18 protein-coding genes are annotated in these 17,574 nt (G+C 68.8%); 6 read left to right on the top strand and 12 right to left on the bottom strand.

Features of this window, described 5'->3' with window-relative positions; translation table 11 throughout:
* The 4 genes from purL to purC all read right to left on the bottom strand — a co-directional run.
* The coding region (gene purL, locus ACILRB_RS15050; RefSeq protein WP_395667111.1) for a phosphoribosylformylglycinamidine synthase subunit PurL at positions 1–1,908 on the bottom strand (1,908 nt) is incomplete at its 3' end.
* Positions 1,909–2,005: 97 nt separating this feature from the next.
* On the bottom strand, positions 2,006–2,698 hold the full coding sequence (gene purQ / locus ACILRB_RS15045; RefSeq protein WP_395667110.1) for a phosphoribosylformylglycinamidine synthase subunit PurQ: 693 nt from the start codon (positions 2,696–2,698) through the stop codon (positions 2,006–2,008).
* A 52-nt stretch (positions 2,699–2,750) separates the two neighbouring features.
* A complete protein-coding gene (gene purS / locus ACILRB_RS15040; RefSeq protein ID WP_395667109.1) occupies positions 2,751–2,990 on the bottom strand; it encodes a phosphoribosylformylglycinamidine synthase subunit PurS in 240 nt (79 codons plus the stop codon).
* Between the two features lie 111 nt (positions 2,991–3,101).
* Complete coding sequence (gene purC, locus ACILRB_RS15035) at positions 3,102–3,896, bottom strand: phosphoribosylaminoimidazolesuccinocarboxamide synthase (protein WP_395667108.1); 795 nt, start codon at positions 3,894–3,896, stop codon at positions 3,102–3,104.
* A gap of 491 nt (positions 3,897–4,387) precedes the next feature.
* Between purC and ACILRB_RS15030 the strand changes: the two genes are divergently transcribed.
* From ACILRB_RS15030 to ACILRB_RS15015, 4 genes are all read left to right on the top strand, one after another.
* The gene (locus ACILRB_RS15030) at positions 4,388–4,708 is read left to right on the top strand and encodes a DUF1476 domain-containing protein (protein ID WP_395667107.1); all 321 of its coding nucleotides are present in this window, start codon (positions 4,388–4,390) and stop codon (positions 4,706–4,708) included.
* Between the two features lie 111 nt (positions 4,709–4,819).
* Positions 4,820–5,818: a tyrosine recombinase XerC gene (locus tag ACILRB_RS15025; protein ID WP_395667106.1), complete on the top strand. Its 999-nt coding sequence runs from the start codon at positions 4,820–4,822 to the stop codon at positions 5,816–5,818.
* 123 nt (positions 5,819–5,941) lie between these two features.
* Entirely contained in the window at positions 5,942–7,747 is a 1,806-nt protein-coding gene (gene lepA, locus ACILRB_RS15020) for a translation elongation factor 4 (RefSeq protein WP_395667105.1), read from the top strand.
* A gap of 310 nt (positions 7,748–8,057) precedes the next feature.
* Positions 8,058–8,522, top strand: a complete 465-nt coding sequence (locus ACILRB_RS15015) for a hypothetical protein (RefSeq protein ID WP_395667104.1) — start codon at positions 8,058–8,060, stop codon at positions 8,520–8,522.
* A 140-nt stretch (positions 8,523–8,662) separates the two neighbouring features.
* On the opposite strand, the gene ACILRB_RS15010 is transcribed toward ACILRB_RS15015, so the two are convergent.
* The 3 genes from ACILRB_RS15010 to ACILRB_RS15000 all read right to left on the bottom strand — a co-directional run bounded on the left by ACILRB_RS15010 (position 8,663) and on the right by ACILRB_RS15000 (position 11,347).
* Positions 8,663–8,950, bottom strand: coding sequence for a hypothetical protein (locus ACILRB_RS15010; protein ID WP_395667103.1), 288 nt, complete (start codon positions 8,948–8,950; stop codon positions 8,663–8,665).
* 65 nt (positions 8,951–9,015) lie between these two features.
* Positions 9,016–10,137, bottom strand: coding sequence for a hypothetical protein (locus ACILRB_RS15005; RefSeq protein ID WP_395667102.1), 1,122 nt, complete (start codon positions 10,135–10,137; stop codon positions 9,016–9,018).
* Positions 10,138–10,312: 175 nt separating this feature from the next.
* Complete coding sequence (locus tag ACILRB_RS15000; RefSeq protein ID WP_395667112.1) at positions 10,313–11,347, bottom strand: NAD-dependent epimerase/dehydratase family protein; 1,035 nt, start codon at positions 11,345–11,347, stop codon at positions 10,313–10,315.
* A 360-nt stretch (positions 11,348–11,707) separates the two neighbouring features.
* Here ACILRB_RS15000 and hemA point away from each other — a divergent pair, with 360 nt between their 5' ends.
* On the top strand, positions 11,708–13,078 hold the full coding sequence (gene hemA / locus ACILRB_RS14995; protein WP_395667101.1) for a 5-aminolevulinate synthase: 1,371 nt from the start codon (positions 11,708–11,710) through the stop codon (positions 13,076–13,078).
* A gap of 88 nt (positions 13,079–13,166) precedes the next feature.
* Here the strand turns inward: hemA and ACILRB_RS14990 are convergent, their stop codons facing one another.
* Genes ACILRB_RS14990 through ACILRB_RS14980 form a run of 3 tightly spaced genes read right to left on the bottom strand, consistent with a single transcriptional unit; the run spans position 13,167 to position 15,417 of the window.
* Entirely contained in the window at positions 13,167–13,928 is a 762-nt protein-coding gene (locus tag ACILRB_RS14990; RefSeq protein WP_395667100.1) for a DUF1796 family putative cysteine peptidase, read from the bottom strand.
* Positions 13,925–14,377 carry a hypothetical protein gene (locus tag ACILRB_RS14985; RefSeq protein WP_395667099.1) on the bottom strand — a complete coding sequence of 151 codons (453 nt, stop codon included), beginning with the start codon at positions 14,375–14,377 and terminating at the stop codon, positions 13,925–13,927. Before ACILRB_RS14985 ends, ACILRB_RS14990 begins: the two co-directional genes overlap by 4 nt.
* Before the next feature lie 35 nt (positions 14,378–14,412).
* Positions 14,413–15,417: an adenosine kinase gene (locus ACILRB_RS14980; protein ID WP_395667098.1), complete on the bottom strand. Its 1,005-nt coding sequence runs from the start codon at positions 15,415–15,417 to the stop codon at positions 14,413–14,415.
* A 362-nt stretch (positions 15,418–15,779) separates the two neighbouring features.
* On the opposite strand from ACILRB_RS14980, the gene ACILRB_RS14975 reads away from it, so the two are divergent.
* Positions 15,780–16,592 carry a creatininase family protein gene (locus tag ACILRB_RS14975; protein WP_395667097.1) on the top strand — a complete coding sequence of 271 codons (813 nt, stop codon included), beginning with the start codon at positions 15,780–15,782 and terminating at the stop codon, positions 16,590–16,592.
* Between the two features lie 26 nt (positions 16,593–16,618).
* On the opposite strand, the gene ACILRB_RS14970 is transcribed toward ACILRB_RS14975, so the two are convergent.
* Positions 16,619–17,077 carry a hypothetical protein gene (locus ACILRB_RS14970; RefSeq protein ID WP_395667096.1) on the bottom strand — a complete coding sequence of 153 codons (459 nt, stop codon included), beginning with the start codon at positions 17,075–17,077 and terminating at the stop codon, positions 16,619–16,621.
* A gap of 233 nt (positions 17,078–17,310) precedes the next feature.
* On the bottom strand, positions 17,311–17,574 hold a 264-nt coding region (locus ACILRB_RS14965), incomplete at its 5' end, for a GNAT family N-acetyltransferase (RefSeq protein WP_395667095.1).

Genomic DNA, 17,574 nt, shown 5'->3' with positions numbered 1-17,574 from the left:
ATGCGCCGCGCGCCCCGCGCCGGAGAGAATGAGCCCGCGCAGGAAATCGCCGTTGCGGCGTTCGGCCGCAAGGTCGACGGGCGGCGGCGCGCCCTCGGCCCGTCCGCAGAGGTCGCGCAGATAGGCCGACTGGCCGAGCCAGCCCGACGTTTCGCCGACGACGAAGATGACGTCGCCTTCGCCCTTGAAGGCGGGCGTCGCGGCCTTCGCCACATCCTCGATCACGCCGACGCCGCCGATCGCGGGCGTCGGCGGGATGCCCTTGCCGGCGCTTTCATTGTAGAGCGAGACATTGCCCGAGACGATCGGGAAGTCGAGCGCGCGGCAGGCCTCGCCGATCCCTTTGAGGCAGCCGACGAACTGGCCCATGGTTTCGGGCCGCTCGGGATTGCCGAAGTTGAGATTGTCGGTCACGGCGCGCGGCTGCGCGCCGACCGCGGTGATGTTGCGCCAGGCCTCGGCCACCGCCTGTTTTCCGCCTTCGACCGGGTCGGCGGCGCAATAGCGCGCGGTGACGTCGGTCGTCAGCGCCAGGCCTTTCGGCCCGTCGCCGAGCCGCACCAGCGCCGCGTCGCCGCCGGGCCTAATCACCGTGTTTCCAAGGATGAGATGGTCGTATTGCTCGTAGATCCAGCGCTTCGAGCAGAGGTCGGGCGTCGCCAGCAATCGCAGCAGCGCTTCGGCGTCGGGGCAGGGCGCGGCCACGCCCGCCGGATCGAGAACGGCGGGCTTGGGCGTTTCCGCATGCGGGCGGTCATAGAGCGGCGCGGCGTCGCCGAGCTCCTTGATCGGCAGGTCGGCCTTGACCTCGCCCCTGTGTTTCACGACGAAGCGCAGCGTGTCGGTGGTGCGCCCGATCACCGCGAAATCGAGGCCCCATTTGACGAAGGCGGCCTTGGCGGCCTCGGCCTTTTCGGGGTCGAGCACCATCAGCATGCGCTCCTGGCTTTCGGAGAGCAGCATCTCGTAGGCGTTCATGCCGGGCTCGCGGCAGGGCACGGCGTCAAGGTCGAGCTCGACGCCAAGATCGCCCTTGGCGCCCATCTCGACCGCCGAGGAGGTGAGGCCGGCCGCGCCCATGTCCTGGATGGCGATGACCGCGCCGGTCGCCATCAGTTCGAGGCAGGCCTCGAGCAGCAGCTTTTCGGTGAAGGGGTCGCCGACCTGCACGGTCGGGCGCTTCTCCTCGGCGTCGGCCTCGAAGGCGGCCGAGGCCATGGTCGCGCCATGGATGCCGTCGCGCCCGGTCTTGGAGCCGAGATAGACGATCGGATTTCCGACGCCGGTCGCTTTGGCGTAAAAGATCTCGTCGGCCCGCGCGACGCCGACGGCCATGGCGTTGACGAGAATGTTGCCGTCATAGCCCGAATCGAAACAGGTCGAGCCGCCGACGGTGGGCACGCCGAAGCTGTTGCCATAGGCGCCGATGCCGGCGACCACGCCCGCGACGAGATGCCGGGTTTTGGGATGCGCCGGCGCGCCGAAGCGCAGAAGGTTGAGGCAGGCGACGGGGCGCGCGCCCATGGTGAAGACGTCGCGCAGGATGCCGCCGACGCCGGTCGCCGCGCCCTGAAACGGCTCGATGTAGGAGGGGTGGTTGTGGCTCTCCATCTTGAAGACGCAGGCCTCGCCGTCGCCGACGTCGATGACGCCGGCGTTTTCGCCCGGCCCCTGAATGACCCAGGGGGCTTTCGTCGGCAGCTTGCGCAGATGCAGGCGCGAGGATTTGTACGAGCAGTGCTCGTTCCACATCGCCGAAAAGATTCCGAGCTCGGTGAAGGTCGGGACACGGCCGATGAGCGCGAGAATGCGCTCATATTCGTCCGGCTTCAGCCCGTGCGCGACGGCGAGCGCGGGGGTCGCTTCGGGTTCGGCGGGGCGACGCGCCTGAGGGTTGCTGGCGTTCACGTCATGCGTCCGGATGTTGCGCGCGGCGGGCCGCGCCGGCGAGCCGCCCTGCCGCAGCCGGCGTCGCCGACGCCGCGAAACGGGGCCAAAAAAGCGATCACGCCGCTTTGAACCATGCGTCCATGCTCGCAAAAAGCCCGCGTCCGTCGGTCCCCCCGACCAGCGGGTCGATCAGGTTTTCGGGATGCGGCATCATGCCGAGCACGTTGAGGCGCTCCGAATAGATCCCGGCGATGTTGTTGGCCGAGCCGTTGGGGTTCGCGTCGTCCGTGACGTTTCCGGCGCCGTCGCAATAGCGGAAGGCGACGCGGCCCTCGCCCTCGAGCCGTAGCAGGGTCTCGGCGTCGGCCTCGTAATTGCCCTCGCCATGAGCGATGGCGACCTCGATCGTCTGGCCCGGCGCATAGGCCGAGGCGAAGGGCGTGTCGGCGCGCTCGACGCGCAGATGCTGCATGCGACAGATGAAATGCAGGCCGGCGTTGCGCATCAGCACGCCCGGCAGGAGGCCGAATTCGACCAGAATCTGGAAGCCGTTGCAGACGCCGAGCACGAGCCCGCCGCGCTCGGCGTGGGCGCGCACGGCGGCCATGACCGGGGCGTGGGCGGCGATGGCGCCGCAGCGCAGATAGTCGCCATAGGAAAAGCCGCCGGGCAGGACGACGAGGTCGGTTCCCGCGGGAAGCGCGCTTTCGCCATGCCAGACGACGCGCGCCTCGCCATGCGCGCTCAGCGCGCGCGCTGCGTCCTTCTCGCGGTTCGAGCCGGGAAACAGGATGACGGCGGCTTTCATCGGGCGGGTCTCGTCGGGCGGTTGCGAAGGCGGTTTGACGCGGCGGGGCGGGTCAGACGATCTCGACCCTGAAATCCTCGACCACCGGATTGGCGAGAAGCTTTTCGCAGGCGGCCTTGAGCAGGGCTTCGGCCTCGGCGCGGTCGCCCGCGGCGAGCTCGACGTCGAACAGCTTGCCCTGGCGCACGCTTTCGACGCCGTCGAGGCCCTGCGCCCTGAGGGCGCCCTCAATGGCCTTGCCCTGGGGGTCGAGCACGCCGTTCCTCAAGGTGACGAAGACCCGGGCTTTCATCGCGGCCTCTCTGTGCCCGGGCGGTTTCGCCTCGGGTCGGAAACGAAAACGGAGGCCGAAGCCTCCGCCGTTGCGGCGCGCCGCCGGACGGGCCGGCGGCGAAGCCGGTCGTCAGCGCACGAGCTTCGGCCCGGCGGCGCGGGGCTGCTCGTTCTCCTGCAGGATGCCGAGGCGGCGCGCGACCTCGCTATAGGCCTCGACGAGGCCGCCGAGATCGCGGCGGAACCGGTCCTTGTCGAGCTTGTCGCTCGACTTGATGTCCCACAGCCGGCAGGAGTCGGGCGAGATCTCGTCGGCGACGGCGATGCGCATCATGTCGCCTTCCCAGAGGCGGCCGCACTCCATCTTGAAGTCGACGAGGCGGATGCCGACGCCGAGGAAGAGGCCGGTCAGGAAGTCGTTGACCCTGATGGCGAGCGCCATGATGTCGTCGATCTCCTGCGGGCTCGCCCAGCCGAAGGCGGTGATGTGCTCCTCCGACACCATGGGGTCGTGCAGTTCGTCGTTCTTGAAGTAGAACTCGATGATCGAGCGCGGCAGCTGGGTGCCTTCCTCGACGCCGAGGCGGGAGGCGAGCGAGCCGGCGGCGACGTTGCGCACGACGATTTCGAGCGGAATGATCTCAAGTTCGCGAATCAGCTGCTCGCGCATGTTCAGCCGTCGGATGAAATGCGTCGGCACGCCGATGTCGTTGAGATTTTGAAAGATGAACTCGGAAATGCGGTTGTTGAGGACGCCCTTCCCGTCGATCACCTCGTGTTTCCTGGCGTCGAAGGCGGTCGCGTCGTCCTTGAAATGCTGGATGAGCGTGCCGGGCTCGGGCCCTTCGTAGAGCACCTTGGCCTTGCCTTCATAGATGCGCCGGCGGCGATTCATTGGGATTAACCGTGGCTTGAGAGGATCCATTGGCGGCGTGGCTCCTTTGGGACATCCCTCGCCGCGTGCGGACCGGGACGACCCATGTCCGACCTCCATGGCTGCGCATGGCGGGTCTCCATGGCGGGTCTCGTCGAACGCCGAGGGCGTGAAGTCGGGCGCAGGGCGAAGCCGCGTGTCTGGCGCGTCTTACACGCTTTTGCCGTCAAGAGACAAGTCAAGCAAAAAGCCGCCATCGGCCGCAGCTGACAGCGCGGCGCGACATAATCTGAAAGCGCGGGGCGAGACTGAAGCGATTCCCTCTTCAAACGGAGACGACAGCCGCTTTTTAGCAGACATCCGCTTCCGGATACAGAGAAACGTGCGCCGGAGCTTGCCCGGGGCTTGCGCCGCGCCGCGGCGGCGGCGTCCCGCCGCCTTCGGTCAACTTCCGCACGCCGCGCCATGACGTTCGCCGCAAAGGCTGCTAACTTGGAAGGGCGAAGGCGGCGACTGGCCGCCGCATCCGGGACGAACCGCCTATGACCACTTTCGACAAGAGAGAAAAGGCTTTCGAATCTCAGCTCGCCTATGAAGAGGAGGTGCGCTTCAGGGCGATCGCGCGGCGCAACCGCCTGTTCGGGCTGTGGATCGCCGGCAAGCTCGGCAAGAGCGGCGCCGACGCCGACGCCTACGCCGCGCGGGTCGTGCAGGCCGAGGTCGACGGCGGCGCCGAGAAAGCCGTGGAGCTCGTCAAGGCGGACCTCGCCGCCAAAGGCGTGACGCTGTCCGACCACCAGCTCAAGGTCAAGGCCGACGAACTGCTCGCCGAGGCCGTCGCCGAGATCAGGGCCGGCGTCTGAGCCGCGCCTTCGGGCCTCAGGCGCCGGCCTTCAGATCTGGGGCTTCAGCTCCGGGGCGTCAAAGCGCGCGGCGTTAAGCTTGGGGCAAGGCGTTGCGGCGAAACTCGCCGCATGAGTTTCCCGCCAGCCGAAAACGCCGCCGCGGCCCTCGCCCCGCGTCTCGACGCGCCGGCCTTCGCCCCGGCCACGCCCGAACTCGCGGCCGAAGCGCAGGCCTGGATCGTCGCCCTGCGCGCGGAGCGCCGCGCCTCGCGCCTTACGCTCGAGGCCTATGCGCGCGACCTGCGCCAGTTTCTCGCCTTCGCCGCCGTCCATTTCGGTGGCGCGCCCGCGCTCGCGACCCTGCGCGATCTGCGGGCGGCCGATGTTCGCGCCTTCATGGCGGCGCGCCGGGCGGGCGGCGTCGGCTCGCGTTCGCTTCTGCGCCAGCTTGCCGGGCTTCGCTCCTTCGCGCGTTTTTTGCAGCGGCGCGGGCTTGGCCAGGCGGCGGTGTTCGACGCGGTTCACGCGCCCAAGGCGCCGCGCCGGCTGCCCAAGGCGCTGCCGGCCGCCGCGGCCTGCGCCATGACAAAACCGCAGGCGCTGGCTGAGGACGGCGCCGAGCCCTGGATCGCGGCGCGCGACGCCGCGGCGCTCGGGCTTCTCTATGGCGCGGGGCTGCGCATCTCGGAGGCGCTCGGCCTGACGCGGGGCGAGGCCCCGGTCGGGGACCGCGACACGGCGCGCGTCCTCGGCAAGGGCGGCAAACTGCGCGAAATCCCGGTGATTCTTCCCGTGCGGCGCGGGATCGAGGCCTATCTCGCGCTCTGCCCCTATGGGCTTTCGCCGGAGCGAAGCCTGTTCGTCGGCGCGCGGGGCGGGCCGCTTTCGCCGCGCGTCCTGCAGCTCGCGGTGGCGCGGCTGCGCGGCGCGCTCGGCCTGCCGCCGACCGCGACGCCGCATGCGCTGCGCCATTCCTTCGCCACGCATCTGCTCTCGCGCGGCGGCGACCTGCGCGCGATCCAGGAGCTGCTCGGCCACGCCTCGCTCTCCACGACGCAGATCTACACCGCGGTCGACGCGACGCGGCTCGCGGACGCCTATCGCTCCGCCCATCCGCGCGGCGGATGAGCCCCGGCCCGCACGGTCGGATGCGCCGGCGCCAGGAACGCCCCGGTCCTGCGGGCGGGAAGTAAATCCCTCGCGCGGCCCGCGTCTCTTTTCTTCGCGGCCCCCGCCTGCTATCTCGCAAAGATGGCCGAGCACCCCATCCAGAATATCCGCAATTTCTCCATCGTCGCGCATATCGACCATGGCAAATCGACGCTCGCCGACCGGCTGATCCAGGAGACCGGAACCCTCGCCGCGCGCGAGATGGTCGAGCAGGTGCTCGACTCCATGGACATCGAGCGCGAGCGCGGCATCACCATCAAGGCCCAGACGGTGCGGCTCGACTACAAGGCGCAGGACGGCGAGACCTATGTCCTGAACCTCATGGACACGCCCGGCCATGTCGACTTCGCCTATGAGGTCTCGCGCTCGCTCGCGGCCTGCGAAGGCTCGCTGCTTGTCGTCGACGCGAGCCAGGGGGTGGAGGCGCAGACGCTCGCCAACGTCTATCACGCGCTCGACGCCGGCCATGAAATCGTGCCCGTGCTCAACAAGATCGACCTGCCGGCGGCCGAGCCCGAGCGCGTCAAGGCCCAGATCGAGGAGGTGATCGGCCTCGACGCCTCCGAGGCCGTGCTGATTTCGGCCAAGACCGGACTCGGGATCGGCGACGTGCTCGAGGCCATCGTCAAGCGCCTGCCGCCGCCGAAGGGCGACGAGGCCGCGCCGCTCAAGGCGCTGCTGGTCGATAGCTGGTATGACGCCTATCTCGGCGTGGTGGTCATGGTGCGCATCGTCGACGGAACCCTGCGCAAGGGCCAGAAAATTCTCATGATAGGCGCCGACGCCCGCTACGAGGTCGACCGCATCGGCGTGTTCCGGCCCAAGATGCAGGACGTGGCGCAGCTCGGCCCCGGCGAAGTCGGTTTCATCACGGCGCAGATCAAACAGGTCGCCGACACCCGCGTCGGCGACACGGTGACCGACGAACGCCGGCCCTGCGCGCAGCCGCTGCCGGGCTTCAAGCCGGCCCAGCCGGTGGTGTTCTGCGGGCTCTTCCCGGTCGACGCCGCCGATTTCGACGACCTTCGCGCGGCCATGGGCAAGCTGCGCCTCAACGACGCGAGCTTCAGCTACGAGATGGAGAGCTCGGCCGCGCTCGGCTTTGGCTTCCGCTGCGGCTTTCTCGGCCTGCTGCACCTCGAAATCATTCAGGAGCGTCTGGAGCGCGAGTTCAACCTCGACCTCATCGCCACCGCGCCCTCCGTCGTCTACCGCATCGTCCAGCGCGACGGCGAGACGGTCGAATTGCACAATCCGGCCGACATGCCGGACCCGACCAGGATCGAGACCATCGAGGAGCCGTGGATCCGCGCCACCATCCTCACGCCCGACGATTATCTTGGCGCGGTGCTGAAGCTGTGCCAGGAGCGGCGCGGCGTGCAGGTCGACCTCAATTACGTCGGCAAGCGGGCCATGGCGGTCTATGACCTGCCGCTGAATGAGGTGGTGTTCGACTTTTACGACCGGCTGAAGTCGATCTCGAAGGGCTACGCCAGCTTCGACTACGCCATCACCGACTATCGCGCCGGCGATCTCGTCAAAATGTCGATCCTCGTCAACGCCGAGCCGGTCGACGCGCTCTCCATGCTGGTGCATCGCGACCGCGCCGAGATGCGGGGCAGGGCGATGGTCGAAAAACTCAAGGACCTGATCCCGCCGCACATGTTCCAGATTCCGATCCAGGCGGCGATCGGCGGCAAGATCATCGCGCGAGAAACTGTGCGCGCGCTGCGCAAGGACGTGACCGCCAAATGCTACGGCGGCGACGCCACCCGCAAGCGCAAGCTGCTTGAGAAGCAGAAGGCCGGCAAGAAGAAGATGCGCCAGTTCGGCAAGGTCGAGATCCCGCAGGAAGCCTTCATCGCCGCGCTGAAGATGGACGGGTGACCGATCGCTTGACAGGCGCAGCCCCCGCGCGTCTCCTCGGCGCGAAGGGCGCGCCTGTGGGATGAGCGGCGATTCCGGGCGATCCGTCAAAACCCGGGCCGTTCGCGCCGCGCCGCTCCTTCGGCGGGAGCGAGGCTCACGATCTTTTCAGGCGCGCCGGCGCGTCGGATGGGCGAAAAGGCCGATCCTGCCGGCGGCGACGGGACGGGCTGTTCGGGCTCGACGACGGCGGCGCCGACGATCCGCGCCGGACCGACTGACGCGCGGCGCGCGGCGGCCGGGGCGCCTGGCGAGGCAAGCGGAGACACGGATGAGCGGACGGAACGACGCGGCCCATGGCGACGAGGCTTTCATGTCGGTCGCCGACCTTAAATCCTATGTCGAGAGGGTCGAGACGGCCAAGGCCGCGCAGGCCCATGAGGCCATCGAGGAGGTCGCCAGGGCGCGGCATGATCTGATCGAGAAGCTTATGGAGCCGATCGAGCTCACCCATGAAAAGCTCGAAACCTTCAAAAGCCGCCTGCGCGACGCCGCGCTGCGCGGCGAGCATGAGCTCATCGTCATCCGTTTCCCCTCGCAGATGTGCAAGGATCACGGCCGCGCCGTCAATTTGCCGGAAGACGACTGGCCCGACACGCTGGTCGGCGCCCCGCGCCAGATTTACGATTTCTGGAAAGAGCACCTCCAGCCGCTCGGCTATGGGCTGAAGGCGATGATCATCGACTGGCCCAACGGGTTTCCGGGCGACGTCGGCATGTTCGTGACCTGGAAATAGCGCGCCGCGTCGTCCCGGCGCAGGCCGTCAGCCCGACGCGCCCCGCCGACCCGTTCGGCTGACCGGTGGGGCGCGGAATCGCGCGACGGCTCCCCCCGCCGCCTGCGCAGCGGACGGGCCCGCCTTCGCCCGCTCGGGGGCTACCGTCCCCCGCCGCCGTGCTCGTCGGCCCATTCGATGCCGGACTGCACCTGGTTGAGCGCCTGCTGGATCAGCTCCAGCGCCCGCTCGCGGTGGCCGCCCTTGTTCGGCGTCGCCTCGCGCAGCGAGGCCAGCGCCTCATAGAGCGAGCCCATGGCCCGCTCCATGTTGCCCTGATAGGCTGCGGCCGGGCGCGTCGAAAGCGCGAGCGCGGCGAGCGCGCCGGAGACCGCGCTTCCTGCGGCGAGCCGGCCGAGATGGCGGCGCGTCGGATCGATGTCGTCCATCCTGTTTCCCTCCCACGGCGTCGCCGTCGCGACGGCGCGCCTGTTTCAGAACGCGCGGCGCGTGTTCAGAACGCGTAGCGCAGGATCGCGGCGAGGTCGCCGCCGCCCGGAATGTCGGCGCGCCGTCCCGCGAGCACCTTCGCGCCGGTCTCGAGCGCGCGGCGCGCGATCTCGTCGACGACGCCATAGTTCACGGCGTCGGCCGACCGGGCGAAGGTCACCTCGCCCGTCTCCTCGTCCACCGTTCCCGGAAGCACGACGTCCATGTCGACGATCAGCGTGTCGACCGCGCCGAAGGTCGCGGCCCTCGCCGCCTGGGAGACGTCGCCGGTGGCGCGCCCCTGCGCCGCGCGCTGCGCGAAGAGGTCGGAAAGCGCCTTGATCTCGCCGGCGTAGATCTTGTCGAGAATCGCGCGGGCCGCGGTCGAAAGCTCATGCTCGGGCGTATGGTCGGGGCTGCCGGGAATGACCTCTTCGGCGACATGCGGATAGCTGCAGACGCCGCGGAAGATCGAGGCGAGCGGCTCGGAGGCCGCGACGATCAGCGGGCGCTCATGGCCGGCGAGCACCGGCCGCAGCGCCTCGTCGACGGCGCGGCAATAGCGGGTCAGCAAAGCGTTCTCGCTCGTTCCCTCGCCGCTCTGCATGTCGCCCGAGCGCTCGAGATGGCTGCGCCGGCCGATCGCGGCGTTGGCGTCTTTCGGCATGCCCGCAACCTTCGCCTCATGGGGCGGCAGGTCGGCGGAAATCTCGACGAAGCGCGTCGCGCCGACGCCGATCGCCAGCACATAGGCGTCATGCGGGAAGGTGGTCGAGCGGATCAGCGGCTTCAGCAGGAAGCGGTCGGAGACTTCCGCGACGTTCGCGAGCCTGTTTGGCAGGCGGAAGGTCCTGACGCGCTCGGGCGTGACGAAGACCGCGAGGCTGTTCGCCTGATAGGCCCAGAAGTCGTCGTCGTCGACAAGGGCGCCGACGCTTTCCTCGATCGGCCAGATCGACCGCTTGTCGACGCCGGCCCCGGCCATTTCGGCGACCGCCGACTTCAGCAGGTTTTTCAGCTCGATGCGGTCGGCTTTGGCGTCCTGGCTGAGCGGCGTGGTGCGCAGATAGATCGAGACCGCGGGCGAGCCGCGATAGCCTGCGAGCTTTTCGATTTCGGCGCGGGTCGGAAGGTCGATGTGCAGCATGTTGAAACCTCAGGCGGCGGCGCTCCGGGGCGACGCGAACGAAATGGCGAAAATGACATGTCGAAAACGACATGGCGAAAACGACATGGCGAAGATGAAGGGGAGGGGCGCCGGCGGTTGCGAGAGAAAGACGCCGCGAGAAAAGCGCAAATCGCGCGCGCGGCCTTGTTCAGGATCAAGCGGTGGCGCGCGTTCCCTCGCGCTCGGCGGCGTAGGCGCGCCGCCATTCGACGAACGCCTTCACCCCTTCGGCGACCGGCGTCGACGGCCTGAAGCCCGTCAGCGCGCGCAACAGCCGCGTCGAGGCGTAGGTCAGCGGCACGTCGCCTTGCTGCATGTCGAGCAGGTTGCGCTTCGCTTCAAGCCCGGTCGCGGCCTCGATCGCGGCGATGAAGTCGAGCAGGCCGACCGGCTGCTCGGCGCCGATGTTGACGACGCGGAAGGGCGCGACCGGCGACAGGCTGTCGAAGGAGAGCGGCGCGCCGTCCCGCGCGTCGGGCGCGGGCGGGGCGACGGGCAGCAGCCGCGCCATCGCCTCGACGAGATCGGCGACGAAGGTGAAGTCGCGCTTCATGTTTCCGTGATTGTAGACGTCGATCGGGCGGCCCTCGCTCATCGCCTCGACGAATTTGAACAGCGCCATGTCGGGGCGCCCCCACGGGCCATAAACCGTGAAGAAGCGCAGCATCGTGACCGGAATTCTGAACAGATGCGCATAGGCGTGCGCCATCTCCTCATTGGCCTTCTTGGTCGCGGCGTAGAGGGTCAGCGGATGGTCGGCGCGGTCGGTCTCCTCGAAGGGAATCTTGGCGTTGGCCCCGTAGACCGAGGAGGTCGAGGCCATCAGCGCGTGGCGCGGCGGGGCGGCGCGCATCAGTTCGAGCAGGTTGAAGGTTCCGCAGAGATTGGCGTCGAGATAGGCGCGCGGATTTTCGAGGCTGTAGCGCACTCCGGCCTGGGCCGCGAAATGATAGACCGCGTCGAAGCCCTCGCCATAGGCGGCCTTGAGCGCGTCCATGTCCTCGAGCGTCAGTCGGCGGCTCGAAAAGCGCGGATTCTCGCGCAGGATGGCGTCGCGGCGCTCCTTGAGCGCCGGATCGTAATAGGGCGTGAAGCCGTCGACGCCCAAAACCTCATGACCTTCGGCGAGCAGCCGGGAGGCCATGTGGAAACCGATAAATCCGGCGCTGCCGGTGACGAGGACGCGCATCTGCGACAACTTGGAAAGCCCGAGAAAATTGACCGCGGGTTGGAACGAGCCTAAATCAACTCGCGGAGCCCGCCGATCAGTCGCATGTTTTCCGCTTCGCCGCCAAGCTTTTAGAGCGTTTTCCAAAGCGTATTGCGCGACGCGTCGACGCTGGGAGAGCGGCCGGGCGGCCCGGCGGGACCGAGCCTTCATGAGACGGCGCGCGCTGGAGTTGATCTGCGTCGAAGACGCGATGCGGCGCTTGCGATAGGCTCTTTGGAAAGGTTACAAAGGTCGCCAACCGGCGCCTGAGTCACGAGCCTTGAGCGGATCCGATCCGACCATCGAGGCCAAGGTCCGGATCAGAAGGGAACGCAGCCTATGGAATACCGGCGCTACTTCGACGACGCGATCTCGAAGTTGAAGGGCGAGCGGCGCTACCGCGTCTTCGCCGATCTCGCCCGCGACGCCGAGGCCTATCCCCGCGCCGTCTGGCGCCGCGACGGCCTTCCCCAGGTCGACGTCACCGTCTGGTGCTCCAACGATTATCTCTGCATGGGCCGCCACCCCAAAGTGATCGAGGCGATGCAGGCCGCGGCCGCGGCCCATGGCGTCGGCGCCGGCGGCACCCGCAACATCTCCGGCAACACGCATCCGATCGTCGAACTCGAGGCCGAGCTCGCCGACCTCCACGGCAAGGAGGCGGGCCTCGTCTTCACCTCGGGCTGGATCTCGAACCTCGCCGCCATCTCGACCATCGGCGACATCCTGCCCGACTGTCTGATCCTGTCGGACCAGCTCAACCACAACTCCATGATCGAGGGCGTGCGCCGCTCAAAGGCCGAACGCCGCATCTTCCGCCACAACGACCTCGCCCATCTCGAAGAATTGCTCAGGGAGGCGGGCGAATCGCGCGCCAAGCTGATCGTCTTCGAGAGCCTCTATTCGATGAACGGCGACATCGCGCCGATCAACGCCATCGCCGACCTCGCCAAGCGCTACAACGCCATGACCTACATGGACGAGGTGCACGCCGTCGGCCTCTATGGGGCGCGCGGCGGCGGCGTCGGCGAGCGCGACGGCGCCATGCATCGCATCGACGTCATCGAGGGCACGCTGGCCAAGGGCTTCGGCACGCTCGGCGGCTACATCACGGGCGATTCGGCGATCATCGACGCGGTGCGCTCCTATGCGCCCTCCTTCATCTTCACGACCTCGCTGCCGCCGGCGGTGGCGACCGCCGCGCGCACGGCGGTGAGCCTCCTGAAGCAGGCCGAAGGCGCGGAGCTGCGCGCCCGCCACCAGCGCCAGTCGACGCTGACCAAGCATGCGCTGTCGGCCGCCGGCCTGCCGGTGATGCCGAACGCCTCGCATATCGTGCCGGTGCTCGTCGGCGACGCCGAGCTGTGCAAGGCCGCGACCGACCTGCTGCTCGAGCGCCACGCCATCTATATCCAGCCGATCAACTATCCGACGGTGGCGCGCGGCACGGAACGGCTGCGCATCACGCCGAGCCCGATGCATGGCGACGCCCATGTCGCGCATCTCGTCGAGGCCATGGTCGACGTCTGGACCACCCTGAAGCTGCCCTTCGTCGAAGAGCCCAAGATCGTCGAATTCCGCCGCGACCGTCACCCGGAGCATGTCCATTCCGAGCATGCCCAGGCGATGATGGCGGCGATGCCCGGCGGCATGTCGGAAGCCGAGGCGCGCTGCACCTTCCCGGAATTTTTCAAGCGCGCCGCGGAGTAGCTTTCGCGCCCTCCGCTCGCCCGATCCTGACGCCCGGCCACGCGCCGGGCGTTTGTCTTCCGGCGTTTCGGCGCGCGCCCGTTCGCGCTCAGCGGCGCGGCGAGAAAGAGGCGCGCAGATCCTCGATCGAAAAGCGCCGCTCCGCCCTGCGGCAGGCGATCCCGAGCCGCCGGAACAGCGCGGTCCAGCCCTTGCGCGAGCCAAGGTCGTTGGCGTCGCGCAGCCGTTCGGCCTGCCCCTGAAGGAGATTCGGGCGCGCCGCTGCGGGCTCATAGTCGAGGAGCAGCAGGCGCCAGTCGTTCGAGAGCCGGCCGAGCCGCTCCATGAGCGCGTCGAGCGCGGCTTCGAGCGCCGCGCCCGAGGGGTCGCGGTCGCCGAGCCTCTGGCGCAGGAACAGCGTCGCGCCCTGCGCGCAATCGTCGCGCAGCCTTGCGCCGAGCGCCTCATATTTGGGCTGGAGCTTCGCCGCGATCGCGTCGGGCGCAAGCGCCAGAACATCCTCGCCTTTCGCAAATTCATGCAGATGCACGGTCTGCGACAGGCGCGAATAGAGCGCCGGCGCGCCGCCGTAATCGGCGACGGCAAGGAGATGTTCGGGCGCGAAGCAGGCGGCGGGGCCATGGTCGAGCGCGATCGCCACGCTGTCGAGCGGCGCGATCCACCAGTCGAACGGATAGGCGCGGCCGGACCGTGCGAGGCGGCGCGCCTGGAACGCGGTCTCGCAGGCGCCGCCGAGGCTGATCAGCCGGTCGAAGACGAGGGTCGGCGCCGGCGACAGGAAGGGCGGCCTGAGGGAGAGCCGCCGCGAGGCGAAACGTTCGGTGATGCGCATGGCGGCGGCGCGGTTCACCGGCCGAGAACGCTCCGAAGCTCCGCGTCGGTCAGCATGCCGGCGCCTTTCGCGAGCTGACGGCGCGCCGTCTCGACGAGGCAGGCGTAGCGGCCATGCTCCTCTTCGAGCCCGTCGGCGCGCTCGCGCGCCCCGGCGTCATGGAGCGCCAGCATGCGGCGCAGCGTCTGCACGCCGGCGAGCTTGCGCTTGGCGCCGAGTTCGATCAGCGCCATGAGGTTGCGGATCTCCATCTCGCGGTTTTCGGGCGGCTCGGAGCGCTGCGCCCTGCGGCCGTTGGCGTAGCGGCCGGCGCTCCAGCCGTCATAGACGCGGGCCGCGTCGTCGACGTCGACGAGCCTCTGGCTGGCGAGTTCGCAGACGCGCAGGCCAAGGCGCGTCAGCGCGTCGTCGGCGTGGCCCGAGGCGAGGCCCAGAGCTTCGATCTCATGCAGCGGCGCGAGGCCCATGCCGTTCCTCCCAAGAGTCGCCAGACGCGCGAGGCTCAAGCCGCAAGCCCGTTCTGCCCGGCGAGCCGGCGCAGATCCGTCTGCGGCCGCGCGCCGATGTGCTGGATGATCTCGGCCGCGGCGAGCGCGCCGAGACGGGCGCAGTCGCCGAGCGCGCGGCCCTGCGTGTAGCCGGCGAGAAAGCCCGCGGCGAAAAGATCGCCTGCGCCGGTCGTGTCGACGACGCTTTCGACCGGAAAGGCGTCGACCTCGACCACAGCGTCGCCGCGCACGACGACGCAGCCCTTTTCGGAGCGCGTCACGACGCCGAGCACGCCTTCGGCCTTCAGCGCCGCGAGCGCCGTGGCGAAATCGGCGGTCTCATAGAGCGAATGCAGCTCGCTTTCATTGGCGAAGATGACCTGCGCCCCGCCGGAGCGCATGAACTCCAGGAATTCGTCGCGGTAACGGTCGACGCAGAAGGCGTCGGAGAGCGACAGCGCCGTCTCCCGGCCGGCGGCCCGCGCGATCCGCGAGGCCTTGCGGAACGCGTCCTTGGCGGCGGGCGGATCCCACAGATAGCCTTCGAGATAGACCACGCGGGAGTCTGCGACCATCTCGGCGTCGATGTCGTCGACGCAGAGATTCTGGCAGGCGCCGAGATAGGTGCTCATGGTGCGCTGGCCGTCGGGCGTGACCACGATCAGGCAGCGCGCGCTGGAGGCGCCGTCGCCCGCGGGCGCGGTCGAGAACGCCACGTTCGCGGCGCGGATGTCATGGGCGAACATCTCGCCGAGCTCGTCCGCCTTGACCTTGCCGATGAAGGCGGCGCTGCGCCCGAGGCTCGCGAGCCCGATGATGGTGTTCGCGGCCGAGCCGCCCGAAACCACGGTGGTCTGGCCCATGGCCGCATAAAGCGATCTGGCCCGCGCCTCGTCGATCAGGGTCATGCCGCCCTTGCGCAGATCGTGAAGGACGAGAAAATCGTCGTCGGCTCTGGCGATGACGTCGACGATGGCGTTGCCGAGGCCGACGACGTCGTAGCGGGCTTGTGCGGGCATGGGTTCTTTCGGGGCGGCGTTGAAGTCGCGTCAAACTAGCGCAAGCGCGACGCAAGTCCACCTCGCAACTCTACGGCGCCGCGCGCCGCCTTCGCCGTGGCGGGCCGGCCCGGCGGCGCGAATTTCCCGGCCGCGAAAGACCGCCGTCAAATTGAAAGTGGGAAATTTAATTGTAGTATTGAAAATTGCGCCTCAGGTCCGGCGCGGCCGCCGGTCCTCTCCGGCTCCGGCGCGGGAGGCGGCGCAGGCGTCGCCATTCGCCCGCTCCCGAAACGCGCCGCAAACGGCTATGCTTGGCGCCGCGGGCGCCCGCGGCGCCTGGCGCAGGCGCGCCGGCGGCGGCGCCTCAAGGACGCAGGGCCATGCTTCCCACCCGCTTCTGGACCGAGATGTGCTGGACCGATTTCGCGCGCGCCGACATGGGCGCGGTGGTCGCCGTGCTGCCGCTTGCGGCCGTCGAGCAGCATGGGCCGCATCTGCCGGTCGGCGTCGACGTCTTCATCATGGAGGGCTATCTGGCGCGCGCGATCGAGCGCCTGCCGCCCGACCTGCCCGTGCTGTTCCTGCCGACCCAGAGCTGCGGCGTCTCGCCGGAGCATATGGCGTTTCCGGGCGCGCTCGGCCTCTCGGCGAAGGCGGCGCTCGCGGCCTGGACCGAGATCGCCGAATGCGTGGCGCGGTCAGGCTGCCGCAAGCTGGTGCTGCTCAACTCCCATGGCGGCAATTCGGCGCTGCTGACGATCATGGCGCACGACCTTCGGGCCCGTCTCGGCCTGTTCGTGGCGATGGCCTCATGGAGCCGCTTCGGCGCGCCGGACGGGCTCTTTCCCGAGGAGGAGAAAACCCATGGAATTCACGCGGGCGACGTCGAAACCTCGCTGATGCTGAGCTTCAGGCCCGATCTCGCGCATATGGAGGAGGCGGAGACGTTCACGCCCGAAAGCGTCGCGATCGAAAACGAGTTCAACTGGCTGCGCGTCGGCCGGCCGACCGGCTTCGGCTGGATGAGCCAGGACCTGTCGCCCTCGGGCGCGATGGGCGACGCCGCGGCCGCGAGCGCGCGCAAGGGGGAGGCCTGCGCCGATTATGGCGCGACCGCCTTCGTCGAATTTCTGCAGGACGTCGAGGGTTTCGACCTCGCGCGGCTGCGGCCGGGGCCGAGCCCTAAAACATGAGCGAGGCGTCTACCTGACCCCGACGCTCACACATAACCCGGAAAGCCCGCGCGCGCGAGCCGGCGCAGCCGGCGCTGGCGATGCCGGTAATAGCAGCGCGCGAACAGCCAGACCGACGGCGTCAGCAGTCCGGCGCCGACGTCGAGCTCGTCGCGGAAGGCGGTGCGTCCGCCAGGCAGCGCGGCGAGCACGCACAGATGCGCCCAGCGCCGCGCCAGCGCGCCGGAGCCCCGGTCGCGCATCAGGCGTTCGCCGGCGCGCGACTCGGCGAAGCTCACGTCGATGATCTGCCAGCCGATCGGCACGACCCCGAAGAAGCGCATCCGGTAGCGCCGCGCGCCCTCGGGCCAGACGGTGGTCGTCTCCCCCTCCGGCGTGAAGGCGATGACCGGGGCCGCGACATGATCGAGCAGCCGGGGCTGGCGCAGCGCCGAATAAACGGTGTCGACCGGCGCGTCGAGAATGGTTTTAACGATAAGCTTCACGTTCCATTCCCCAGCAAGGAAGGGTTCGCAAGACCGGCGCGCGGCGAAACTCCGGCGCCGACGGCCGAACGCGACGACATGACGCGCCGCGGCCGCTCACAAGCGATCATCAACTATAAAATCACGTCAGCAATCAATCATTTCATGTCTTCGCGACCGCCAGACGGCGCTTCGGGGCGACGTTCGTGAGGCGCCCGGGCGGCGCGGGCCGCCGGCGGCCTGCTCAAATGCGCTTACAGCGGCTTTTCAAAACGGATCGCGCCGCCGCCGTCCTCATAATAATCCTCATATCGGCCGAAAGCGCCATAGCCGGCTTGTTCGTAGAGCCGGATCGCCCGCGCGTTGTCGTCGCGGACCTCGAGCCTGAGCGTCCGCGCGCCGCGCGCCCGCGCCGCCTCCTCGCTCGCCGCGAGCAGGAGACGGCCATAGCCGCGCCCATGCGCGGCGGGGTCGAGCGCGATCGAATAGAGGCGGGCCTTGCGGGAGGTGCTGCGGAA

This window comes from Methylocella sp. (assembly GCF_044226135.1).
Lineage (GTDB): Bacteria > Pseudomonadota > Alphaproteobacteria > Rhizobiales > Beijerinckiaceae > Methylocapsa.
Note: the sequence above shows the minus strand (reverse complement) of the source record. Positions and strands in the feature narration are given on the sequence as shown.